Source organism: Pseudomonas sp. GOM6 (assembly GCF_029537485.1).
Classification (GTDB): Bacteria; Pseudomonadota; Gammaproteobacteria; order Pseudomonadales; family Pseudomonadaceae; genus Aquipseudomonas.
Genome location: NZ_JARPUS010000005.1, coordinates 208,402 through 224,805, shown reverse-complemented (window position 1 = coordinate 224,805; position 16,404 = coordinate 208,402). Strand labels below are relative to the sequence as shown.

The 16,404-nt window shown below is 55.9% G+C and carries 18 protein-coding genes; 5 read left to right on the top strand and 13 right to left on the bottom strand.

The genetic code is table 11. The annotated features are described in order from the left end of the window. The 6 genes from P7A97_RS08510 to P7A97_RS08485 all read right to left on the bottom strand — a co-directional run bounded on the left by P7A97_RS08510 (window position 1) and on the right by P7A97_RS08485 (window position 6,090). Window positions 1-1,035: a hypothetical protein gene (locus P7A97_RS08510; RefSeq protein WP_277689502.1), complete on the bottom strand. Its 1,035-nt coding sequence runs from the start codon at window positions 1,033-1,035 to the stop codon at window positions 1-3. Then, a complete protein-coding gene (locus tag P7A97_RS08505) occupies window positions 1,035-2,141 on the bottom strand; it encodes a toxic anion resistance protein (protein WP_277689501.1) in 1,107 nt (368 codons plus the stop codon). The genes P7A97_RS08510 and P7A97_RS08505 overlap by 1 nt, the downstream gene beginning before the upstream one ends. A 22-nt stretch (window positions 2,142-2,163) precedes the next feature. After that, window positions 2,164-2,940 (bottom strand): protein KlaA, encoded by a 777-nt coding sequence (locus tag P7A97_RS08500; RefSeq protein ID WP_277689500.1) that lies wholly within the window; start codon window positions 2,938-2,940, stop codon window positions 2,164-2,166. Window positions 2,941-3,409: 469 nt separating this feature from the next. Next, window positions 3,410-3,763, bottom strand: coding sequence for a histone-like nucleoid-structuring protein, MvaT/MvaU family (locus P7A97_RS08495; RefSeq protein WP_277689499.1), 354 nt, complete (start codon window positions 3,761-3,763; stop codon window positions 3,410-3,412). Between the two features lie 71 nt (window positions 3,764-3,834). Further along, complete coding sequence (locus P7A97_RS08490; protein ID WP_277689498.1) at window positions 3,835-4,452, bottom strand: Ig-like domain-containing protein; 618 nt, start codon at window positions 4,450-4,452, stop codon at window positions 3,835-3,837. Between the two features lie 42 nt (window positions 4,453-4,494). Then, window positions 4,495-6,090: an Ig-like domain-containing protein gene (locus P7A97_RS08485; RefSeq protein ID WP_277689497.1), complete on the bottom strand. Its 1,596-nt coding sequence runs from the start codon at window positions 6,088-6,090 to the stop codon at window positions 4,495-4,497. 272 nt (window positions 6,091-6,362) lie between these two features. Between P7A97_RS08485 and P7A97_RS08480 the strand changes: the two genes are divergently transcribed. Together P7A97_RS08480 and P7A97_RS08475 are read left to right on the top strand one after the other, a co-directional pair. After that, window positions 6,363-7,073 (top strand): GNAT family N-acetyltransferase, encoded by a 711-nt coding sequence (locus P7A97_RS08480; protein WP_277689496.1) that lies wholly within the window; start codon window positions 6,363-6,365, stop codon window positions 7,071-7,073. 238 nt (window positions 7,074-7,311) lie between these two features. Further along, window positions 7,312-7,557 (top strand): hypothetical protein, encoded by a 246-nt coding sequence (locus tag P7A97_RS08475; RefSeq protein WP_277689495.1) that lies wholly within the window; start codon window positions 7,312-7,314, stop codon window positions 7,555-7,557. A gap of 161 nt (window positions 7,558-7,718) precedes the next feature. On the opposite strand, the gene P7A97_RS08470 is transcribed toward P7A97_RS08475, so the two are convergent. From P7A97_RS08470 to P7A97_RS08440, 7 genes are all read right to left on the bottom strand, one after another. Then, the gene (locus P7A97_RS08470) at window positions 7,719-7,988 is read right to left on the bottom strand and encodes a hypothetical protein (protein WP_277689494.1); all 270 of its coding nucleotides are present in this window, start codon (window positions 7,986-7,988) and stop codon (window positions 7,719-7,721) included. Continuing rightward, window positions 7,981-8,403, bottom strand: coding sequence for a hypothetical protein (locus P7A97_RS08465; RefSeq protein ID WP_277689493.1), 423 nt, complete (start codon window positions 8,401-8,403; stop codon window positions 7,981-7,983). Before P7A97_RS08465 ends, P7A97_RS08470 begins: the two co-directional genes overlap by 8 nt. Window positions 8,404-9,011: 608 nt before the next feature. Then, entirely contained in the window at window positions 9,012-9,239 is a 228-nt protein-coding gene (locus P7A97_RS08460) for a hypothetical protein (RefSeq protein WP_277689492.1), read from the bottom strand. Between the two features lie 57 nt (window positions 9,240-9,296). Beyond that, on the bottom strand, window positions 9,297-9,770 hold the full coding sequence (locus P7A97_RS08455; protein ID WP_277689491.1) for a hypothetical protein: 474 nt from the start codon (window positions 9,768-9,770) through the stop codon (window positions 9,297-9,299). A gap of 101 nt (window positions 9,771-9,871) precedes the next feature. Further along, window positions 9,872-12,061 (bottom strand): pre-toxin TG domain-containing protein, encoded by a 2,190-nt coding sequence (locus tag P7A97_RS08450; RefSeq protein WP_277689490.1) that lies wholly within the window; start codon window positions 12,059-12,061, stop codon window positions 9,872-9,874. An 88-nt stretch (window positions 12,062-12,149) separates the two neighbouring features. Next, on the bottom strand, window positions 12,150-12,962 hold the full coding sequence (locus P7A97_RS08445) for a hypothetical protein (protein WP_277689489.1): 813 nt from the start codon (window positions 12,960-12,962) through the stop codon (window positions 12,150-12,152). A gap of 40 nt (window positions 12,963-13,002) precedes the next feature. Continuing rightward, window positions 13,003-13,911 carry a hypothetical protein gene (locus P7A97_RS08440; protein ID WP_277689488.1) on the bottom strand — a complete coding sequence of 303 codons (909 nt, stop codon included), beginning with the start codon at window positions 13,909-13,911 and terminating at the stop codon, window positions 13,003-13,005. A 186-nt stretch (window positions 13,912-14,097) separates the two neighbouring features. Here P7A97_RS08440 and P7A97_RS08435 point away from each other — a divergent pair, with 186 nt between their 5' ends. The 3 genes from P7A97_RS08435 (at window position 14,098) to P7A97_RS08425 (ending at window position 16,323) form a co-directional block, all read left to right on the top strand. Beyond that, window positions 14,098-14,718, top strand: coding sequence for a DUF262 domain-containing protein (locus tag P7A97_RS08435; protein WP_277689487.1), 621 nt, complete (start codon window positions 14,098-14,100; stop codon window positions 14,716-14,718). Between the two features lie 220 nt (window positions 14,719-14,938). Further along, a complete protein-coding gene (locus P7A97_RS08430) occupies window positions 14,939-15,862 on the top strand; it encodes an SPFH domain-containing protein (RefSeq protein ID WP_277689486.1) in 924 nt (307 codons plus the stop codon). A 2-nt stretch (window positions 15,863-15,864) separates the two neighbouring features. After that, the gene (locus P7A97_RS08425) at window positions 15,865-16,323 is read left to right on the top strand and encodes an NfeD family protein (protein ID WP_277689485.1); all 459 of its coding nucleotides are present in this window, start codon (window positions 15,865-15,867) and stop codon (window positions 16,321-16,323) included. The last annotated feature ends 81 nt before the right edge of the window (window positions 16,324-16,404 follow it).

The window sequence follows — 16,404 nt, the reverse complement described above, 5'->3', positions numbered from 1 at the left end:
CTAGAAGCTCTGGTCGAGCACCTGGAGCATGCCCCGAACCCGTTGAAGCAAGTTGTGCATCCGGGCCGCGACTATCTGACAGAACAGCATCAGCAGTAGCGAAGCACTCCCGATACCCAGCATGGTCAATCCGCCAGCCTTCCAGCCTGCAGCCTTACTTAAAGCCTGCTTCTCGTACTGGGTAGCCGTCGAAGAAAGGGCCTTTCCATCTGCCGCGTGCTCCAGTGCATAGGCAGTTTGTGCGGGAACGTTGATGGTCACACGCCCCTCGCGAATAGCCGCCGCCCCCTGGCGAATGACCTCCCCCTCCTTCGCCCGGAACTTCAGAGCAGTTTGCGCCAGGATGAAGACCTTGTCGGGGTCAGAGATGGACGCAGAACTGCTGATGACCTCCCTCACTTGAGCGAATGAGCCTTCCCGTAACGCATCATCCAAAGGATTGGACCTTGGAACTGCCTGCTCAACGAGTCGGCCTGCAGCCGCCTCCCCGCCGACGGCGATAGTCTCGAACATGGCGCTCGCAACTGTAGGAAATGCTCCTATAAACACGGCCCCGATGAATGGGACAAAACTCTGGCGAATGATCGCCGAAGCTATGCCTACGAGCATGGCCATTCCAGAAACAACCCTGAACAAAGTCGAATCGAGAATGGCTGTCACATCCAGAGTGTCCGCCAGGGCAGCAAAACCATGGCCAGGGGTGCTGCCTCCCCGCCCAGCACTGATCTCAGCCGGCGGGTCAAAGAGTGCCATCACCGCCGAAGGTACTTCGACCGATTCCAGGTCAGCCGCTGGCCCAAAGACCCACGATAGGAAAATGGCCAGAATTCCCATTACTGCCAGAGAAAGGCCGATCGACATCGAACGCGCAGAAACAGCACGAAGCCTGGCTACGCGGGAAGCCAGCTGCTGCAATGGCTCCGCGAACTCGGCAGTATGCGGACTGGCCCGCGGTTGCTCAGAAGTATCTTTCCCCTCTGGCCAACCACCGGTGAAGAGCTCTTTGAAAAGTTGGCGAAACGGACGATCAGCCATCAGTGCAGCTCCTTCCGCTCATCGGAGCGAGCAAGGCGCTTCTGCATATCGACCCGCATGCCTTGGATTTCTTTCTCGGCATTTTGGCGCTTCTCAACACCGTCACGCTGGATGCGGATTACCTCTTCAACCGTCTTGATCAGCGTTTCTTGAACCTGCTTCAGAGTTTCAACGTCGATGACCAGACGCTGGTTGGCCCGTGCTGTCTCGACAGAGTTCCGGTGCAGGAGCTCAGCGTTTCTCTTCAACAGGTCATTGGTCGTATCGTCGATCTTTGTGGCCAGCTCGACCGCATTGCGTTGCTCTCGGAGGGTCAGCGAGAGCATGAACTGGCGCTTCCACGCCGGCACAGTGAGCTCGGTAATGGTGTGAAACTTGTCGACCAGTAGAGTGTTGTTCGCCTGGATCATGCGGATGGTCGGGAGACTCTGCATGGCAGACTGCTGCAGGGCTGTCAGATCGCCAATGCGCTTATCGAGGTTGGAGATCAAGCTGTCCATGTCGGACAGTTCCTGGACCCTGGCCGGGTTGTTGGCCAGGTTGCTTCGCATGACATCTGCAGACTGCTTCATCTCAGCCAAGCGTATCTTTCCCGCCGCGATATGGATGCCGAGCATGCGGTGCTCTTCGCGAACATTCAGGTACATCTCTTCCAGGCCGGCATTACGCTGGGAAAGAGAGCTCTGGGTCAGCCCCACTTCTGCAACGAGGGTTTCAATCTGCTCACGGGTGGTATTGAACTCACCCATCAGATCAGTCCCTTTGAGACGTACCTTGTCGATCAGCGGGCCGATGATGGGGATGCGCGAACGGCGGTCGGAGAGCGGGCCGATGTTGAGTGCACGCGCCACCGAAACAACTTCTGTGAGCTTCTCGCCGGCGACATCGAGGTCTCGATTGCGCACTTGATCGAGCAGGTCATCAGCATAGCTGGCGGTATGCTCTGCAATGTCCCGTCCGAACTCTGCCACAGAAAGTGGGTTATCCGCTTGGATTCGAACTGCTACCTGGTTGATCTCGGCAATGTCTGACTCTTGAAGCCCCAGGTTCCCCAGGTCGAGGGTGCCGAGGTTAGGGACCAGCATCGTGGCTGTTTGAGTAGTCATCTAAGTTTTCCCCTTACTGGATTTAGTGCTTCGAGATACCGTCGAGGCTGGCGGAAAGGCTCTTCATCAAGGCTTGGTGCGCTTGGCTTGCTTCTGCCACGAGCGCAGGGCTGATGTGCTTGGTGGTGATGAGAGTGAGGGAGTGCTGGCGCCACACCGGGACGAGCACAGAAACCGTTTCGTTGAAGCGGTCGAGCAGGTCCAGGGCCTGGGCCTTGGTGAGCTTCATCTGGTTAATGCTGAGCTCATGGGAGGCGAGCAACGTGCCCAAGTTGGCCAACTTGCGGGCTAGGCGCTCACGCGGGCGGTCAAACTCCATTGCCCCTTCAGGAACAGCCCCAACGGACGGGTTCTCAAGCAGGAACTCTCGGCCAGCCTGAATGAGCGTCCTCAGGCGCTCAGTGTCCTGGGAGTGCACACCAATCAAGCGATCGATGGAGTGCAGGGTGTCTTGCACACCCTGAGCCATCCCCTCGGCGTCAGCGATCAGCTCTTCGAGTCGGTGCCGAGCAAAGCGGTATTTCACCGTCCGCTCCACGTCGGTACCGAACATCCTGGCCATGAAGCTGGGGGGCTTCGAAATATGCTCGGGAGAGGCATCCGTCATCTTCGCGAGGATTTCGGCAACCTTGTCGGCCAATGCCGACGCAGCGCCGGTCTCCATGAGCTTGGACAGCTCGTCGATCGCTAGCTTCGAATCTTCGGATGCGCCGTACTCACCCAGCCTGGATGGGTTAGCAAATAGCTCGGGAAGGATCCTTGCCTTGAGGTCATCAAGGCTCAATACGGGTTTTGTCATGCGAATGTTCCTGGTCTAGGAAATACTTCCTGACCCAACCTCGCATGAGAAATGGGATATGCAACCGGGGGATTTCGAGGTTTCTAAACCTCAGTGCTGCCTACCCAAACGCCTCCAATGGCCGCTTCTGCACCGTCACGTGTAAGCGAAGCGAGTTCCTCGGCCAGATCTGTGAGAAGGCCATGAGACCAACCACCGGCAGGCGGGCGTCGACGAGCGATCTCCTCACCATCATGGTTGGTAATGACGAGGTCCTCGAATTGGACTGGTTGCAAAATGTCTGGCTCCGATTGGGAGCAGATGTCGGTCACAAAGGTGAGCATGACGGGGACCATAGAGGCTGCAATAGACAGCCCCATGGTTGCACTGAGAGAAGGTGTGTCAGTGCCAATTAGGGCGTATTGAGGGTGCAGCGCCACTTAAAGAAAAAGGCCAGGAGAACCTGGCCTTTAAGGTCAACGAGTGGCGGTTACTTCTGAACCCAGCCCTCTACAGCTGCAGCGCCATGCTCGGCCTTCCACTTCTTGATCGTGCCGTGGTTACCACCCTTGGTCTCAACACGCTCTTGGGTATGAGGGTTGATGTATACCTTGAGCTGGCGGGTACGCTTACCTGTGGCCGCTTTACCTGCTGGGAGCATCTCGGGCGCCAGCAAGCCGATCACGTCCTTGAGTGTCTTTCCATACTCGCCAAGCAGAGCTTTGAGTTTATCTTCGAACTCCATTTCGCTCTTCAGCGTAGGATCATTTTCCATCTCGCCCAGGCGAGCAGTCATCTGGGCAATGGTTTTCTGAATTTCACGGTATTCGACTAGCTGGGACATGGGGACTCCTTGGTTAGGTACTCCAATATAGACCTATCAATGAGACATGCAACAATCATTAAACGGGGCTATCACTTGGTCTCGTACTGGATTCCGACAGGCTTATCGTTTACCGGATTCACCGTAATGGACATTGTTCCAATGTTAGAAACTGCGCCTTTCGAATCCGTCGCCCGGAAGGTCACTGTAGTGGAACCGTTCCAGTTGAGGTCCGGCTTGAAGGTGAATGTCGACCCGGAAAACGATGATGTCCCGTATCCGGACTTCGAGACCACAGCCAAAGTGTGAGTATCACCCGCATCAGGATCAGTAACTGACACTGCCTTTGTCCCTGTAGTGTCTTCATTGATCGTCATGGAGTAGTTCGTGACGGATGGAGCCACGTTTGGATCCAGCATACAAATCTCGAAGGACTTCAACTCCCCGGCACGGCCTAGAGAAAAGGTTGTCCGCTTAGCCCCACGATAGTAGGTATTCCCGCCATAAGAAATCTGAGAGGCTGAGCTTCCTGAGATTTTCTGGTTATTAAGAGTCCACGTGTAACTACTTCCATACAGATATACAGCACTGCCACCCGAGCTTGTGTTGGCATTGTAATAGCAAACATCAGCAGCCATGGACTCACCTGCAAACAGCGAGGAAGCTGCCAGTACGGCAACACTGAATAAACTCTTAAATTTGAGACTCATAAAAAACTCCGCAAGTCCGTTGTCTGCTACATATCAAACCAACTATTGAGAAACAACCTTTGTCCGGAAGTACTTAGGCGTATTCTCAGTTGTATTGAAGAGTGGCCGGCCAAGTGTGCGACTCACAGTATCAGTTGGAGGCGCTGTAACAGGGGGCTTAGGCACCGCAGTAACAGTTACTGGGATCGTCACATAATTAGAGTACATGCCAGCAGAGTCAACGGCTGCGACCTTAATAAAGGTGGAACCGCTCCACCCCGGCAATGGAACAAATGTAATGACGTTCCCATTGACCGTGATGGTTCCGTAGCCTTCATCTGAAAGCACTTTAATCACGTATGTATCCCCAGGATCTTCGTCCGTAACCACTGCCGTAACAGATCCACTGCCATTCTCCGGCGCGGTAATCGAGCCTACGGAGAGAACAGGCCCCACAGGCTCAGCGACGACAACAGTTATGGTCCCTGCAAGAGAATAAAGACCACCGCTGTCTCTCGCCCTGTAGGTAAACACCGATGTTCCGCTTACATTAAACGTCGGGGTAAAAGAGAAAGTACTCCCTGAAATAGAACCAGTGCCGTGCTCCCCGGCGCTGACAATCTGGAAGGTATGCGTATCAGTAGGGTCAACGTCTTCGGCACTAAGGGAAAGGCTTCCGCTGGTGTTTCGTTTCACATCCAAGACAAGATCCGGCACCGATGGCGCATCATTCACCGCTGTTACCGTGATCGTAATTGTCGCTGGTGATGATGCCGCACCTTTGCTATCCACGGCTCGGTATGTAAGCGTAGTAGTTCCAAACCAGTTTACATTCGGAGTGAAGGTCAGGACTTTGCCCGAAATTACCGCCGATCCATTAACCGGGGCGGATACTACGCTGAAGGTGTGGCTGTCTCCCTCATAGCTCAAGTCAACGTCGGTCACTGTGAGTGTTATCGAAGAAGAGTTGTCTTCAGCTAGCGACATTGTTCGATTAGAAACAGAAGGAATGTCATTGACCGGAACGACAGTAATGCTGACTGTTGCTACGTTCGACCAAGCACCACCAGAGTCAATCGCAGCATACGTAAGCGATGTTACGCCATTCCAGTTCGCCGGCGGTGTATAGGTGAGTTTGTTCCCACTTACTGAAGCAGAACCAACAGATGGCCCAGATGCCACGCCGAAAGAATGCGTATCGCCAGGGTCAGAATCAGAAGCAGTTAGCGTTATGGTTCTACTAGAGTCCTCATTTAAACTCAACGCCAAATTACCGACCACAGGCGGAGTATTTGTAGACCCAACACACAACTGATAGTGCATTGACGTTGTGACTTTGCCGACCCCACAGGCCAAATCATTAGTTGAGGTAGTTGTACTGACATAAGCGCCTTTTGTAATAAGGTCGCCATTATGAATATAGTTACTACCTGACCTTGAAACCCCGCTACCTAACTGCCCTATCATCGTAATTAACGCACCATCACGAAACACTGTTTCCGAGCTCGACCCATTAGCGCAGGATACAATGCTCCAACGATTGGTGCCTTGCTGGTAACTGCAGGTTGCAGCCTCTGCATTGCTCGAAATAATTAATCCTGATGATAAAATAAATGAAAGTAGCACCCCGGAAAAACCATCAGTCTTACTTAGAATCATAACGCTCCTATTAGAACCATTATTCTGATTGAAACATATATGCACTTTCGGAAATTACCTTATCCATGAGCACACAAAGAGACCTACGAATAACTTGGTGAATGGTTGACTTCGGCTTAATGGGCAGCCCCATAGTCAGCTCTCCTGCGACAACCTAGACATAGGTCATAAAATACAGGAGCAAAACTGCCTAAGTCGTTCAGTTAGGCCCATTTTGAGGGGCAGACCAAACACGGCACCCGGTTGCATGTTTCGAGACCCATGGGAAAAAGGTGCTTTACGACAACGAAGGCTCGGACATGTGCAAGACAGTTCGCTACACCACCCCACCCCACCATCACATCACCGATCAAGTCCTGGCGTTGACCATCGAGAACACCAGTTCACTCAGCATGTCTGGCATCCCCCCGAGCAATGCGCTCTACCCCATCTATGAAGTGACCCTGACTGCAGAGTTGGGCGTTTACTTGAAGAGCATGGATCCTCAGGCCGAGGCCCGGTCGGAGCTGATCGTGGCCATGTCCGACTGCTCGCCGGCGGAGGTGGCAGGCTTTGTTCACTACTTGCCTTTACGGGGATCGACAGACGCATGCGGCATCACCTACATCGCGGTGGCGCAACATGCCCGCCGTCAAGGTGTGGCGCGAGCTCTGATGGATGAGCTACGTAAGGCTTACCCGCATATCGGCCTCTCGTGCCCCATCGAGAAGGTTGAGATATTCGAGAAGCTTGGCCTGCAGGTGGTAGGTGCGAATCACAACCACGTCGAGATGAATACGGATGAAGAGCCCACTCCAGGTGCAATCGGTGTTCTGGACGTTGAGCCCCTTTTCCAATCGCCCGAGGTATTGGACCTGCAGGCGAAGCTGGTCATGAAGCATAAGCGCAGCGGCCTGAAACAAGCCCAGCAGGAACTGGCCCGGCTCTATCATCGTGACTGCAGCCGGGTAGCTAGCTTTGTCCGAGACCGCAAGGTGACGTAAACACCATCAACGACAAAGGCCCGCTTCTGCGGGCCTTTTCGAATGCAAAAGTAACTTCTGCGAGGTGTCTCGATCGGATTCTAAGGGACTGCACACGCAGACCCTGGTGGAGCTCAGTGCGGCACACTCCAGCGCCTGGGGCCGTAGTAGCCGGGATTCAACTCGATGTGTCGGCGGACATGAGCCAGAGATGCCTTAGCTGCGTCGTTCTCGTGGGAGAGAATGAGGGAGCCCACGCATGACACTCTCTCGCACCGCAGCATCTGCCTTTCCAGCCACCCATGAACTGCCACTGGCTGCCTCAGGCCTTAACAGCTACCGCTACAAGGGGCGCTATGGGTTCGTGATGATCTGTGCGGCAAGCGTCGACAAGGCCCTGCAGGAGGCCGCGAGAAGCGTGTCAGGCCCGGTGTCTGCCGAGAACCTTCAAGTATGGAATGGCAAGGCCTACCAAGCACTGCAGGAGGCGCAGCCTGCAGCATGAATAGATACTACAGCCTCTCGTAAGCACTCTTGCTATCCCGGAAATGAAAAAGGCCCGCTTTCGCGGGCCTTCATACCTCAAAGCTCAGCAAGAGACCAATCCCAGACTTGGGGCATGGGCTTTCCCCTGGAGGGATAGCCCCCAAGGCTTGTAATGCCGAACTACTGTCGCTGGGAAATCGCCTGGTGAAGAAGCTCTGCAGCCTTAGCTATATCAGCATTCTTCTGTTCGAGTCGCAGCTTTATCGACGCATGCTCAGCCTCTGGCGCAAACCTGAGAGTAAGCCCAACGTCGACTGTCATCCTCGACACCAGGTCGTCGAAGATCCTGAGTTGCCTCAGGTTCATTCGTTCGATCAGCCTCGGAAGATCGGGGCGGGATACTGCCTCGATAGCCCAGTTAGCCGCCACGGTGATCTGCGGATCAGGCATGACTCACCCCATCACTTTGTGATCGGGAAACAGCGATCAGCCCACGACTTACATCCCGCGCTTGCTCGATGAGACCCATCAGGCAGTTGTGGGAGTCCATGTAGCCGTCCTCAGGCTCTTCCGTTTCGCTGTATGGCTGGCCGTCGTCCTTGTCGTAGTCCCAGATACTGAGGCCAGCGACTTGGTCAACAAATGCAGCCAGACTATCCGGACCGGCCTGCAGGGTGGACTGGCCTACCTCTTCGACAGAAGCAGCTTTGCCATCGGCAGTCTCGAAGAAAAAGCTCGAAGAGCCGTCTCGATCGAAACCAGTACTGCAGCCCGCTTGCAGGTGCTTGAGAGCCTCCTGAAAGGCGCTTTCAAGCTCAGCTTCAGTGCTACCAGCAAGGGTGAAGGAAATGGTGCGATTCATCATGGTGTAGCTCCTCGGTTTAGGTCCGCGGAGCAACCCCAAACGGGATAGCCCCGCGAGGGTTTTGAAAGTGCTGGTGACCACCAGCTAGGTTTTCTCACTCTCAGCTCATGCTGGAAGTGGAGAATCGAAGATCCTGAAATTCTACTTAAGCAGGCGCCCTGCCGGCTAGTAGTAAGCGACCCCGTTTTGGGATGCGTCAGGTCGAGCAAATTCATAGGATGGGGACTCCATTCATAGGAGCTCTCAATGCGCACACTGCGAAACCTCTGCATGCTTGCTGTCGTCGGCCATATCGCGGCCTGTACTGACTCAGGGCCCACCATTCCCAATACTGACGGCCACTATGCCTACCAGGGCAACGGCAAGGTCACCCTTGTCACCGTCAATCACGGACAGAGAACAGTGGTTGAAGGCGATATCGACGGCCACATAACGGGGGCAACACGCTTTAAACCTGAGGGATGCCCGGCGTTTCTCTACGTGCCAGACGCATCAGCTATCGGAAGTGGAATGATCGTTCCTGCTCGCCCTGGAGCTAATAGGCCCTCATGCCCGATAACCGAGACCATGACCAACAGGACATGGGTCTTTTTGTCCGCCGGCTAGGCTCACATGCCACGGAGGGCTTCAGTTGGCTGGAGCTCCGCCGCCAGTCTGTGCTGGTAGCCCACAGCCTTCTCTTCATTCCAGGTCGCGGGTGGTACGCCCTGCAGCGCGTCACCATTGAAGATGTGACCATCGGCCAGCGCCCAGCCAGCCGCGAAGTCATCGGTGCAGACCTCTGGTAGGGGAAGAGTAAGGGGCCTGATCGAGGCTGCTTTGGTCATCGCATTCACGCTATTCACCTTTGACGGATACCGCCGCCAGTTACAACTACAGGGACTAGCAACCGATCACGCGGACAGCTGCCGGTCAATTCTACGAACAAACTCCCGAGCCTCCATCACAAGCTCGTCGGTTTCCTCGCACAATTCCTTCTCCAGATCTGGATCCTCCAAATCATCGTCGATATCGTCCCTGACCAGTTCATTGAGCCGCTCTACCTCGCCCGCCAGGCGCTCGATCATGGATGACATGCGCAGCATGGTTTCTTTCTGCTCAACCGGGAGCTTCAGATCAGTGGCAATAGCTGAGGGGAACTGATCATCTCGGCTGTTGGAGGCGACTCGAACGAACAGACTACCGTTCCATTGCTTCGACTGCTGCTCCCAGGTGCGTAGAGCTGCAGGCCTGGCGCCGGCCCCTACAAAGACCAGCGGCGCCTTCTCAGTGTCGTCGAACCAGATGAGGTGCGGACACTCTTCAGGCACCAGCAATGGGGACCCGTAATCGCGTGTGAAGAGGTCGTTGCGGTCATGATCGGACATGGAAGCCTCGTGTGGAATCTAGGAGCTCCGAGCATGATCATGGTTATTCGGCATAAAAAAGGGGGCAATTTGCCCCCTTTTTAGGTCCAGATCGCACGGCGCTACTTGAACCAGCCTTTAGCAGTTTGGATAAACGACTGCGTCCCGCGTTCCACCAACCCTGGACCCGACTCAAGCATGTCTTCTAACCGAACCTGTGGAGAATTCCCAACCGCCGACGCAATGCCCTGGTAGACAATGCATTTCGCAGTCGACGTGCTCCCACAAAGCCCGTTTGCTAAAGTCGCGGCCCCAGCACCCCAGACAGTACAGGCGTCATTGCCCAGGAAGGCCACACTTCCTTCCATTGCCTTCAACGCGGCAGCGCCGCGGACGACATCGCGACTAGCCTCCTTGTATGCATTCCATGCGACAGTACCAGCCTTTCCAATTCTCGCGCCTGCAGCCAGCCCTTTTGCTATTGCCAGACCAGGCACAACAGCGGAAAAGGCTGCAATAAGCCGATCAGTTGGGGGCAGTTTTGACCCAGTCAGCCAGTCTTTTCCGGTAAGCGCACTGTATCCGTAAGCCGCGTTCCCAACAAAAGGCACCGCCTGCACGACATCACGGATGATCCCGAGACCGAAGTCGCCGAAGCTCAGCGTGCCATTGCCCGGATAGGCCTTCTCGCGCTCTGCACACTGCTCTTTAGCCTGAGGGTCCTCCTCCCCTTCCAAAGTAGCTTCGAGGTCCTTGGCGCCTTTCAGGGCGTCCATAGCGGCCTTATCGTTTCCTGGGGTATAGCGCCGCTTGGCATCACTCTCGTTCGGTCCAATGTTCTCCGGAACCATCGGCCCGATGCTCAGACGCTGGGTGGGTCGATAATTCGAATGGCCGGCTTCACGGTCATCAACTGTGGTCAGTACGTACTCGCTGCCATCAAACACTTGGTCTTCAGTACCAGTGTTCCGGATTTTGACGTACGCGTGGCTGGCGCCACCGTTTGTTTTGGCTTCAACGTAGAGACCATTTGGCAGCTTCGAGTAGTTGGCCAGACTGCCGCGATCAGCACCCTGCTGCTCACCGAGCTGGCGACCAAGCTCCTCCATCACAGAGAGGGATGTGGCAATAGCCTTGTCCTCATCGCTGTGCGGGATCATGGCCTTGATCAGACCCGACTGCTGCATCAGCGGGGCGTACTTTCTGATCGACGGGTCCGACAGCAGGCTGTTCGCGCCGAGCTTGTTGGTCAGGCCAGAAGTCTGCGCCAGCTTGAGGAGATCATTCGGGTTGGTCAGGTCACTGTTCAGGAAGACCTGGGCCTTCGTCTGGTAGTCATTAACCGACGACATCACTTGCTGGTATTCCGAGAGCATGCTGCTCGCGGAGCTTCCGCCAGGGATAAAGCGCTTGGCTGCATCAAGTGCATAGCCCTTCACCTTCTGGGTCATGCAGTAAGACTGAAGCTCCTGCAGGCCGCCAGGGTGGGCCGCCTCGATCATGGCCTTCTGCCTGTCCGAAAGAGACTCCTGCTTGCAGGGGGTGTCCCGGAGCCACCAGACAGTGGACTGCATCAGGTAGTGGGCGTTCGGGTGGGTCGCGGCGTATTCGTGCAGGTCCTTGTAGAGCGGCCGGAGATCTTCCGGCATATAGGGCGCTGAGCTGCGGAGCTGCATCTTGGAACCGCTCCACGGCGCCGGCAGACCATGGTCGTTGCAGTAGGTCAGCAACGATACGTTCATCGTCATGCCCGCGGGAACAACGATCGAAGCGTGGCCCTTCGGGTTGCGGGTGATGGAAGGCACTTTCTTGGCCGATTCCTGGTAGGCACGGCTTTTCGCGAGATAGCGAACTACCGGCAGAATCGCCTCATAGGCCTCCTTCATCTCTTCCGGATTGAGCGACTTGCGGCCCTTGTACTTAGCGGCAACCGCAGCGATCTTCGCCTTGTAGCGCTGGGCCTCGCCCGCCTTGAGGGGGTCATAGACCGGAAGGTCATCGAGCTGCTCGCCAAGCATCACCTTGCGAGCTTCTTCCGCTGCCGCAAGGTCATCGCTGGTCCACGTTCTGAGCTCGCCGCCCTTGGTCGTGCCGGGCAGCTGAACGCCTGTCAGGTCGGATACCGTGGCCGTTACGCCAGAGATGCTGGCGAAGAGGTCACCGGCGCCCTGAGTGATCGAGGAAGTCGAGTCCATTGCTTTGCCGGCACCTTCCTTGAGGTTTTGCGGCAAACATCCGGACAACATAGAAACGAGAGTGACAGCCGCTGTGGCGCGAGCCAGGCGCGACTGCCGAAATGACATGACGCTCATGAAGAGTCCTTGTTGTGTTAGGCCTCTTCAAACTACCGGCACCTCCAGAGATGCAAGCGTCAATTCCGCACCTTTACGCGGCCTATCTCTACCTGGAAGGTGTTCTAGCTGGCGGCACATAGAAGGCCTTGCACTCAGAACCAAGCCAAGCATCTGTAAGCTTCACGCCCGAGCAACAATCAAGCCCGTCGCGACCGACAAAAGTTCCTTCTCGGCACGCCCCCGGCAAGAGCTTGCGCCATCGAGTTCCTCGGCTGTTCGGGCCACCCGTGCCATAGGCTTCGTAAGCGCATTCCAAGGAGCGCTGTGCGGCCTTCGGCTGCTGCTTATTGAACTTGGCCTGGCCGAGGCTTAAACACTGCTCATAGAGTGGTAGATCTGCAGCTCGGTCATTTCGAGCCTTAAGCATGACTGTCGCACACTCAGGGCTGGCCGGCGCCGTAATGCAATTCGTGCGCCCTGAGAGAGATGCCTCAGCCCGACGCATCTGCTTGCAGCGTTCGTTCAGGATTTCTTGGGTGGGTGTTGCTGCACAAATTTCTTGAAAGAAGGCCGGGGTGAAATCGAACGTGTTTTTATCGGGTCCCCCACCCCGATACATGACCTCCAGGCATTGGCGCCGATTACTCAACAAGCAGATTTCGCACTGCTCGCCGACGCGGCATTTAGAAGCCTGGGTGTTTGGCAAATGAGCAAACTGGGTTCCGTTCAGCTTGGAATCAAATACAACATGCGAGTCGCACTCACCAGGACAGGAAGCACCGTCAGAGTACATCGTGATCCGAATCTGCTTATCGCTACCGAACCACTTGGGTTCCGCCTTCGAGGCAGTTTTAGTAGCCGTGACTGCGCATCCGACCAGGACGAATGCAATGAAACTCAGCGTGATCAGGCGAAGCATCTTTTCCCCCTCCATGAGCAGTAATCCATCTTAAACAGGGTCAATACCCCGCCGTGCACTCGGCGATCTTAGACTCCATGCCAACGATGTTTAACCCAACCATTTCTTGCAGGTGCAGAGGTACGAGCTGGCGCTCAGCTGTGATTCGCATCATCTCGGCATCGATCCTGGACTTCTGCCCGTCATCCTTCTTTGCCAGCGCCTGCATCTTTTGGGTGTCGGATTTTAAGGCGATAGTCACCCGGTCCTTCTGGCTTTGTGTTTGCAGCTGTTCAGAGGCTTCGTTTTTCTTTGTGTACGCAGACCGTTGCGATCTGAAAACATCATCGAATTCAGAACCCTTGATTGGCTCGCTTGAAATGGACCCCAGGCGCGTAATCAGACTTTGCTGAACCTTCTTGGTGGCCTTGTAGATAACATCTGGCAAGGCATGAGCGGCCTGCGCAGTTGTCTTACTTCCCGTTTGGGTGCCAGCCCATTCGACTTCGGCATCGTTCGTAGAATTTATCTGGCTCAGCACGCAGTCCAGTGCAGTCTGAGCGCCGGCGTATGCAGCCTGCTGAGCCCCGTACTGATATCGCTCTCGTGCGGTTAGACCGAGTACCGACATCCCGGCACCGGTATTCAGGAGTCCTGTCTGGTCTGCCATGGCCCCAGCTACGGCCCCAACCACCCCAAGGGACGTGAAGTCACTGGATGCCCAATCTCGGTTCATTCGGTCCAGCCGCGATTCCACCACTAGATCTCGCAGGCCTTCGACGTGCGTCTTGAGTCTTGTGATCTTCACGTATGAAGAACCTGCGGTAGGAGTAAGGTCAGGAGCGCCGTAGGACACAATCCTTTCCGGAGGTACAGGCCAACTTTTGATCGCTGGCGACCAGGTGCACCCACCAAGGCTGGCGATAAGAACGAGAAACAGAGCTTGAGCTGGGGCTGGAAAAAGCGGCATAGGCACCTTCCTTGTTTGCCTTGATGACTTGGAAAAATCCAAGCTTAGTGCGTAATGATGTCAAAGAGCCATTTTTCGTTGTCCGGAATGGAAATGCCCCGCCCCCAGCAGGGACCCAATCGGCTCTTGCATATTCAGGGCCTCTGGCAGGATTGAGTCATCTAGTCCTGTTACCCGGAGTTCGTGATGGCCTACGCCACCCTACCAGCCCCTATTCTTCGCGGCATTGAGCGTGCCTACTCCATCGAGATGCTCTGGGAAGGCACCAGCGCTGATCGCACCATTGAGGCCGAGCGTCAGCTGCTCAATCTGGTGCTTCCGCCATGGCAGCGCCCGGCCGTATGGTCTGAGCGCCAGCAGGTGGCTTTTGTCGAAGGCATCTTCCTTGGTCTGGGGACCGGTCACTACGTGGTGAATGGCCGCAACTACAACGACGAGGGAGATCTGCCTATGTCTGGCTGGCTGATTGATGGCCAGCAGCGCATCACTGCAATCGCCCGCTTCAAGAATGACGACCTCCAGGTATTTGGTGGCATCCGCTACAGCGATCTGTCCATCGGTGATCGCCGCCGCCGCTTCAATAACGTGGTCTTCCCGTGCTTCGAGCTGGAATACCAGCCAAACGAGAACCTCCTGAAGGAGCTCTACAAGCGCCTGAACTTCTCCGGTACCGCCCACTCCAGCTCGGACTTGGCGCTGCTCGACAGCACTACTCCGCTTTCCGAGCTGCAGGCAGCGACAGAATTAACTTCTGCGGCGGTACGCCAGCGTAACCCTGCCGCTGCCGGGTACCGCAACACTCCATGACCCGCTTAATGGCACGTCCTCAACAGTCACCGCCGGGCCTACAGGCTTCTACGTTCCAGTGAAGAAGACCCTGCAGGTTTTCGTTCTGTAGCCCTATAGCCGGTGCCACTCACCCGAATGGCACCGGCAGTTCGTCCCCCGGATAGGCCCAGATTGAGCGTTGCTCAAACGCTGGCCTTGCAATAATCCCCGCAGAAACCACCGTATGGAGCAGTACTCAATGCAAGCTGGAAGTTTCATCGTCGTGTTCGTGGCCCTGGCGATCTTCATCGTCTTCATGGGCTTCAAAGTGGTCCCTCAGGGTTACCAGTGGACTGTCGAGCGCTTCGGCCGCTACACCACCACGCTCAAGCCCGGACTGAACATCATCGTTCCTTTCATGGACCGCATCGGGCAAAAGCTCAACGTCATGGAGAACGTGCTCGATATCCCGCCCCAAGAAGTGATCACCGCGGACAACGCCACGGTGAAAATCGACGCTATCGCTTTCTTCCAGATCATCAACGCAGCCCAAGCCGCTTACGAGGTGAACAACCTCACCAATGCAATACGAAACCTGATCATGACGAACATCAGGACCGTGCTGGGGTCGCTCGAATTAGACGCCATGCTGGGCCAGCGCGACGGCATAAATGAACGTTTGCTACGCATCGTTGATGAAGCCACTGCGCCGTGGGGTATCAAAATCACCCGAGTAGAAATTCTCGACATTACCCCTCCGGAAGATTTGATGGCCGCCATGTCTGGCCAGATGAAGGCTGAACGGATCAAGCGTGCCCAGATCCTGGAGGCCGAAGGTATGCGCCAGGCAGCGATCCTCACCGCCGAAGGCAAGAAGCAGGCTCAGATCCTCGAAGCTGAAGGTGAACGTGCGTCGGCATTCCTCGAAGCCGAGGCTCGTGAACGTGCCGCACAGGCAGAAGCTGAAGCCACTCGCATGGTGTCCGAAGCAATCGCCTCCGGTAACGTCCAGGCCGTGAATTATTTCGTTGCTCAGCGTTACATCGATGCCCTGGGTAAGCTGGCATCCGCCAACAACAGCAAGGTGGTGCTGATGCCGCTGGAAGCCAGCCAGATGATCGGCGCCGTGGGCGGCATCGGCGAAATCGTCCGGGCCACCTTCGACGGCCAGAAGAAGGGCTGACCATGGCCGACTTCTTGAACCACCTGTCCTGTTGGGACTGGTTCTCCTTCGCCGTCGCTTTGTTCATCGTCGACTTGATGCTGGCCACCGGGGTCCTGCTCTGGATCGCCATTGCAGCGTTCCTGCTGGGCCTGGTAATCGCCGTGGCGCCGGCGATTGGCTGGGAGGTTCAGCTGTTCCTCTTGGGCATACTTTCCGTTGTGAACGGGATCGTCGGCAAGCAGGCGCTGAAGCGCATGCCTCGGCGGTATGCCGAGCAATCGCTGAACGCTCCTGAATCGAAGCTCATCGGCCGTACGTTCGAGGTCTTCGAGGAGATCAAGAATGGCCACGGCCGGGTCCGCGCCGGCGACGGTGTTTGGCCAGCGAGCGGCCCTGACGTGCAGGCCGGAGAGATGGTCAAGGTGACCAGGGTTGAAGCGATGAAGCTCATCGTTGAGCCAGTCCAGGCTCACAAGTGAAACAGACCGGCCCATGTGGCCGGTTTTTTTCATCCCCGAGAGTCGGTCAACGCACCGCAGCCAGTGCCAGCTTGCATACCT

Excerpts from the sequence above, each read along its gene's own strand:
- P7A97_RS08510 (WP_277689502.1), bottom strand. The coding sequence starts at position 1,035 with ATGGCTGATCGTCCGTTTCGCCAACTTTTCAAAGAGCTCTTCACCGGT.
- P7A97_RS08505 (WP_277689501.1), bottom strand. The coding sequence starts at position 2,141 with ATGACTACTCAAACAGCCACGATGCTGGTCCCTAACCTCGGCACCCTC.
- P7A97_RS08500 (WP_277689500.1), bottom strand. The coding sequence starts at position 2,940 with ATGACAAAACCCGTATTGAGCCTTGATGACCTCAAGGCAAGGATCCTT.
- P7A97_RS08495 (WP_277689499.1), bottom strand. The coding sequence starts at position 3,763 with ATGTCCCAGCTAGTCGAATACCGTGAAATTCAGAAAACCATTGCCCAG.
- P7A97_RS08490 (WP_277689498.1), bottom strand. The coding sequence starts at position 4,452 with ATGAGTCTCAAATTTAAGAGTTTATTCAGTGTTGCCGTACTGGCAGCT.
- P7A97_RS08485 (WP_277689497.1), bottom strand. The coding sequence starts at position 6,090 with ATGATTCTAAGTAAGACTGATGGTTTTTCCGGGGTGCTACTTTCATTT.
- P7A97_RS08475 (WP_277689495.1), top strand. The coding sequence starts at position 7,312 with ATGACACTCTCTCGCACCGCAGCATCTGCCTTTCCAGCCACCCATGAA.
- P7A97_RS08470 (WP_277689494.1), bottom strand. The coding sequence starts at position 7,988 with ATGCCTGATCCGCAGATCACCGTGGCGGCTAACTGGGCTATCGAGGCA.
- P7A97_RS08465 (WP_277689493.1), bottom strand. The coding sequence starts at position 8,403 with ATGATGAATCGCACCATTTCCTTCACCCTTGCTGGTAGCACTGAAGCT.
- P7A97_RS08455 (WP_277689491.1), bottom strand. The coding sequence starts at position 9,770 with ATGTCCGATCATGACCGCAACGACCTCTTCACACGCGATTACGGGTCC.
- P7A97_RS08450 (WP_277689490.1), bottom strand. The coding sequence starts at position 12,061 with ATGAGCGTCATGTCATTTCGGCAGTCGCGCCTGGCTCGCGCCACAGCG.
- P7A97_RS08445 (WP_277689489.1), bottom strand. The coding sequence starts at position 12,962 with ATGCTTCGCCTGATCACGCTGAGTTTCATTGCATTCGTCCTGGTCGGA.
- P7A97_RS08440 (WP_277689488.1), bottom strand. The coding sequence starts at position 13,911 with ATGCCGCTTTTTCCAGCCCCAGCTCAAGCTCTGTTTCTCGTTCTTATC.
- P7A97_RS08435 (WP_277689487.1), top strand. The coding sequence starts at position 14,098 with ATGGCCTACGCCACCCTACCAGCCCCTATTCTTCGCGGCATTGAGCGT.
- P7A97_RS08430 (WP_277689486.1), top strand. The coding sequence starts at position 14,939 with ATGCAAGCTGGAAGTTTCATCGTCGTGTTCGTGGCCCTGGCGATCTTC.
- P7A97_RS08425 (WP_277689485.1), top strand. The coding sequence starts at position 15,865 with ATGGCCGACTTCTTGAACCACCTGTCCTGTTGGGACTGGTTCTCCTTC.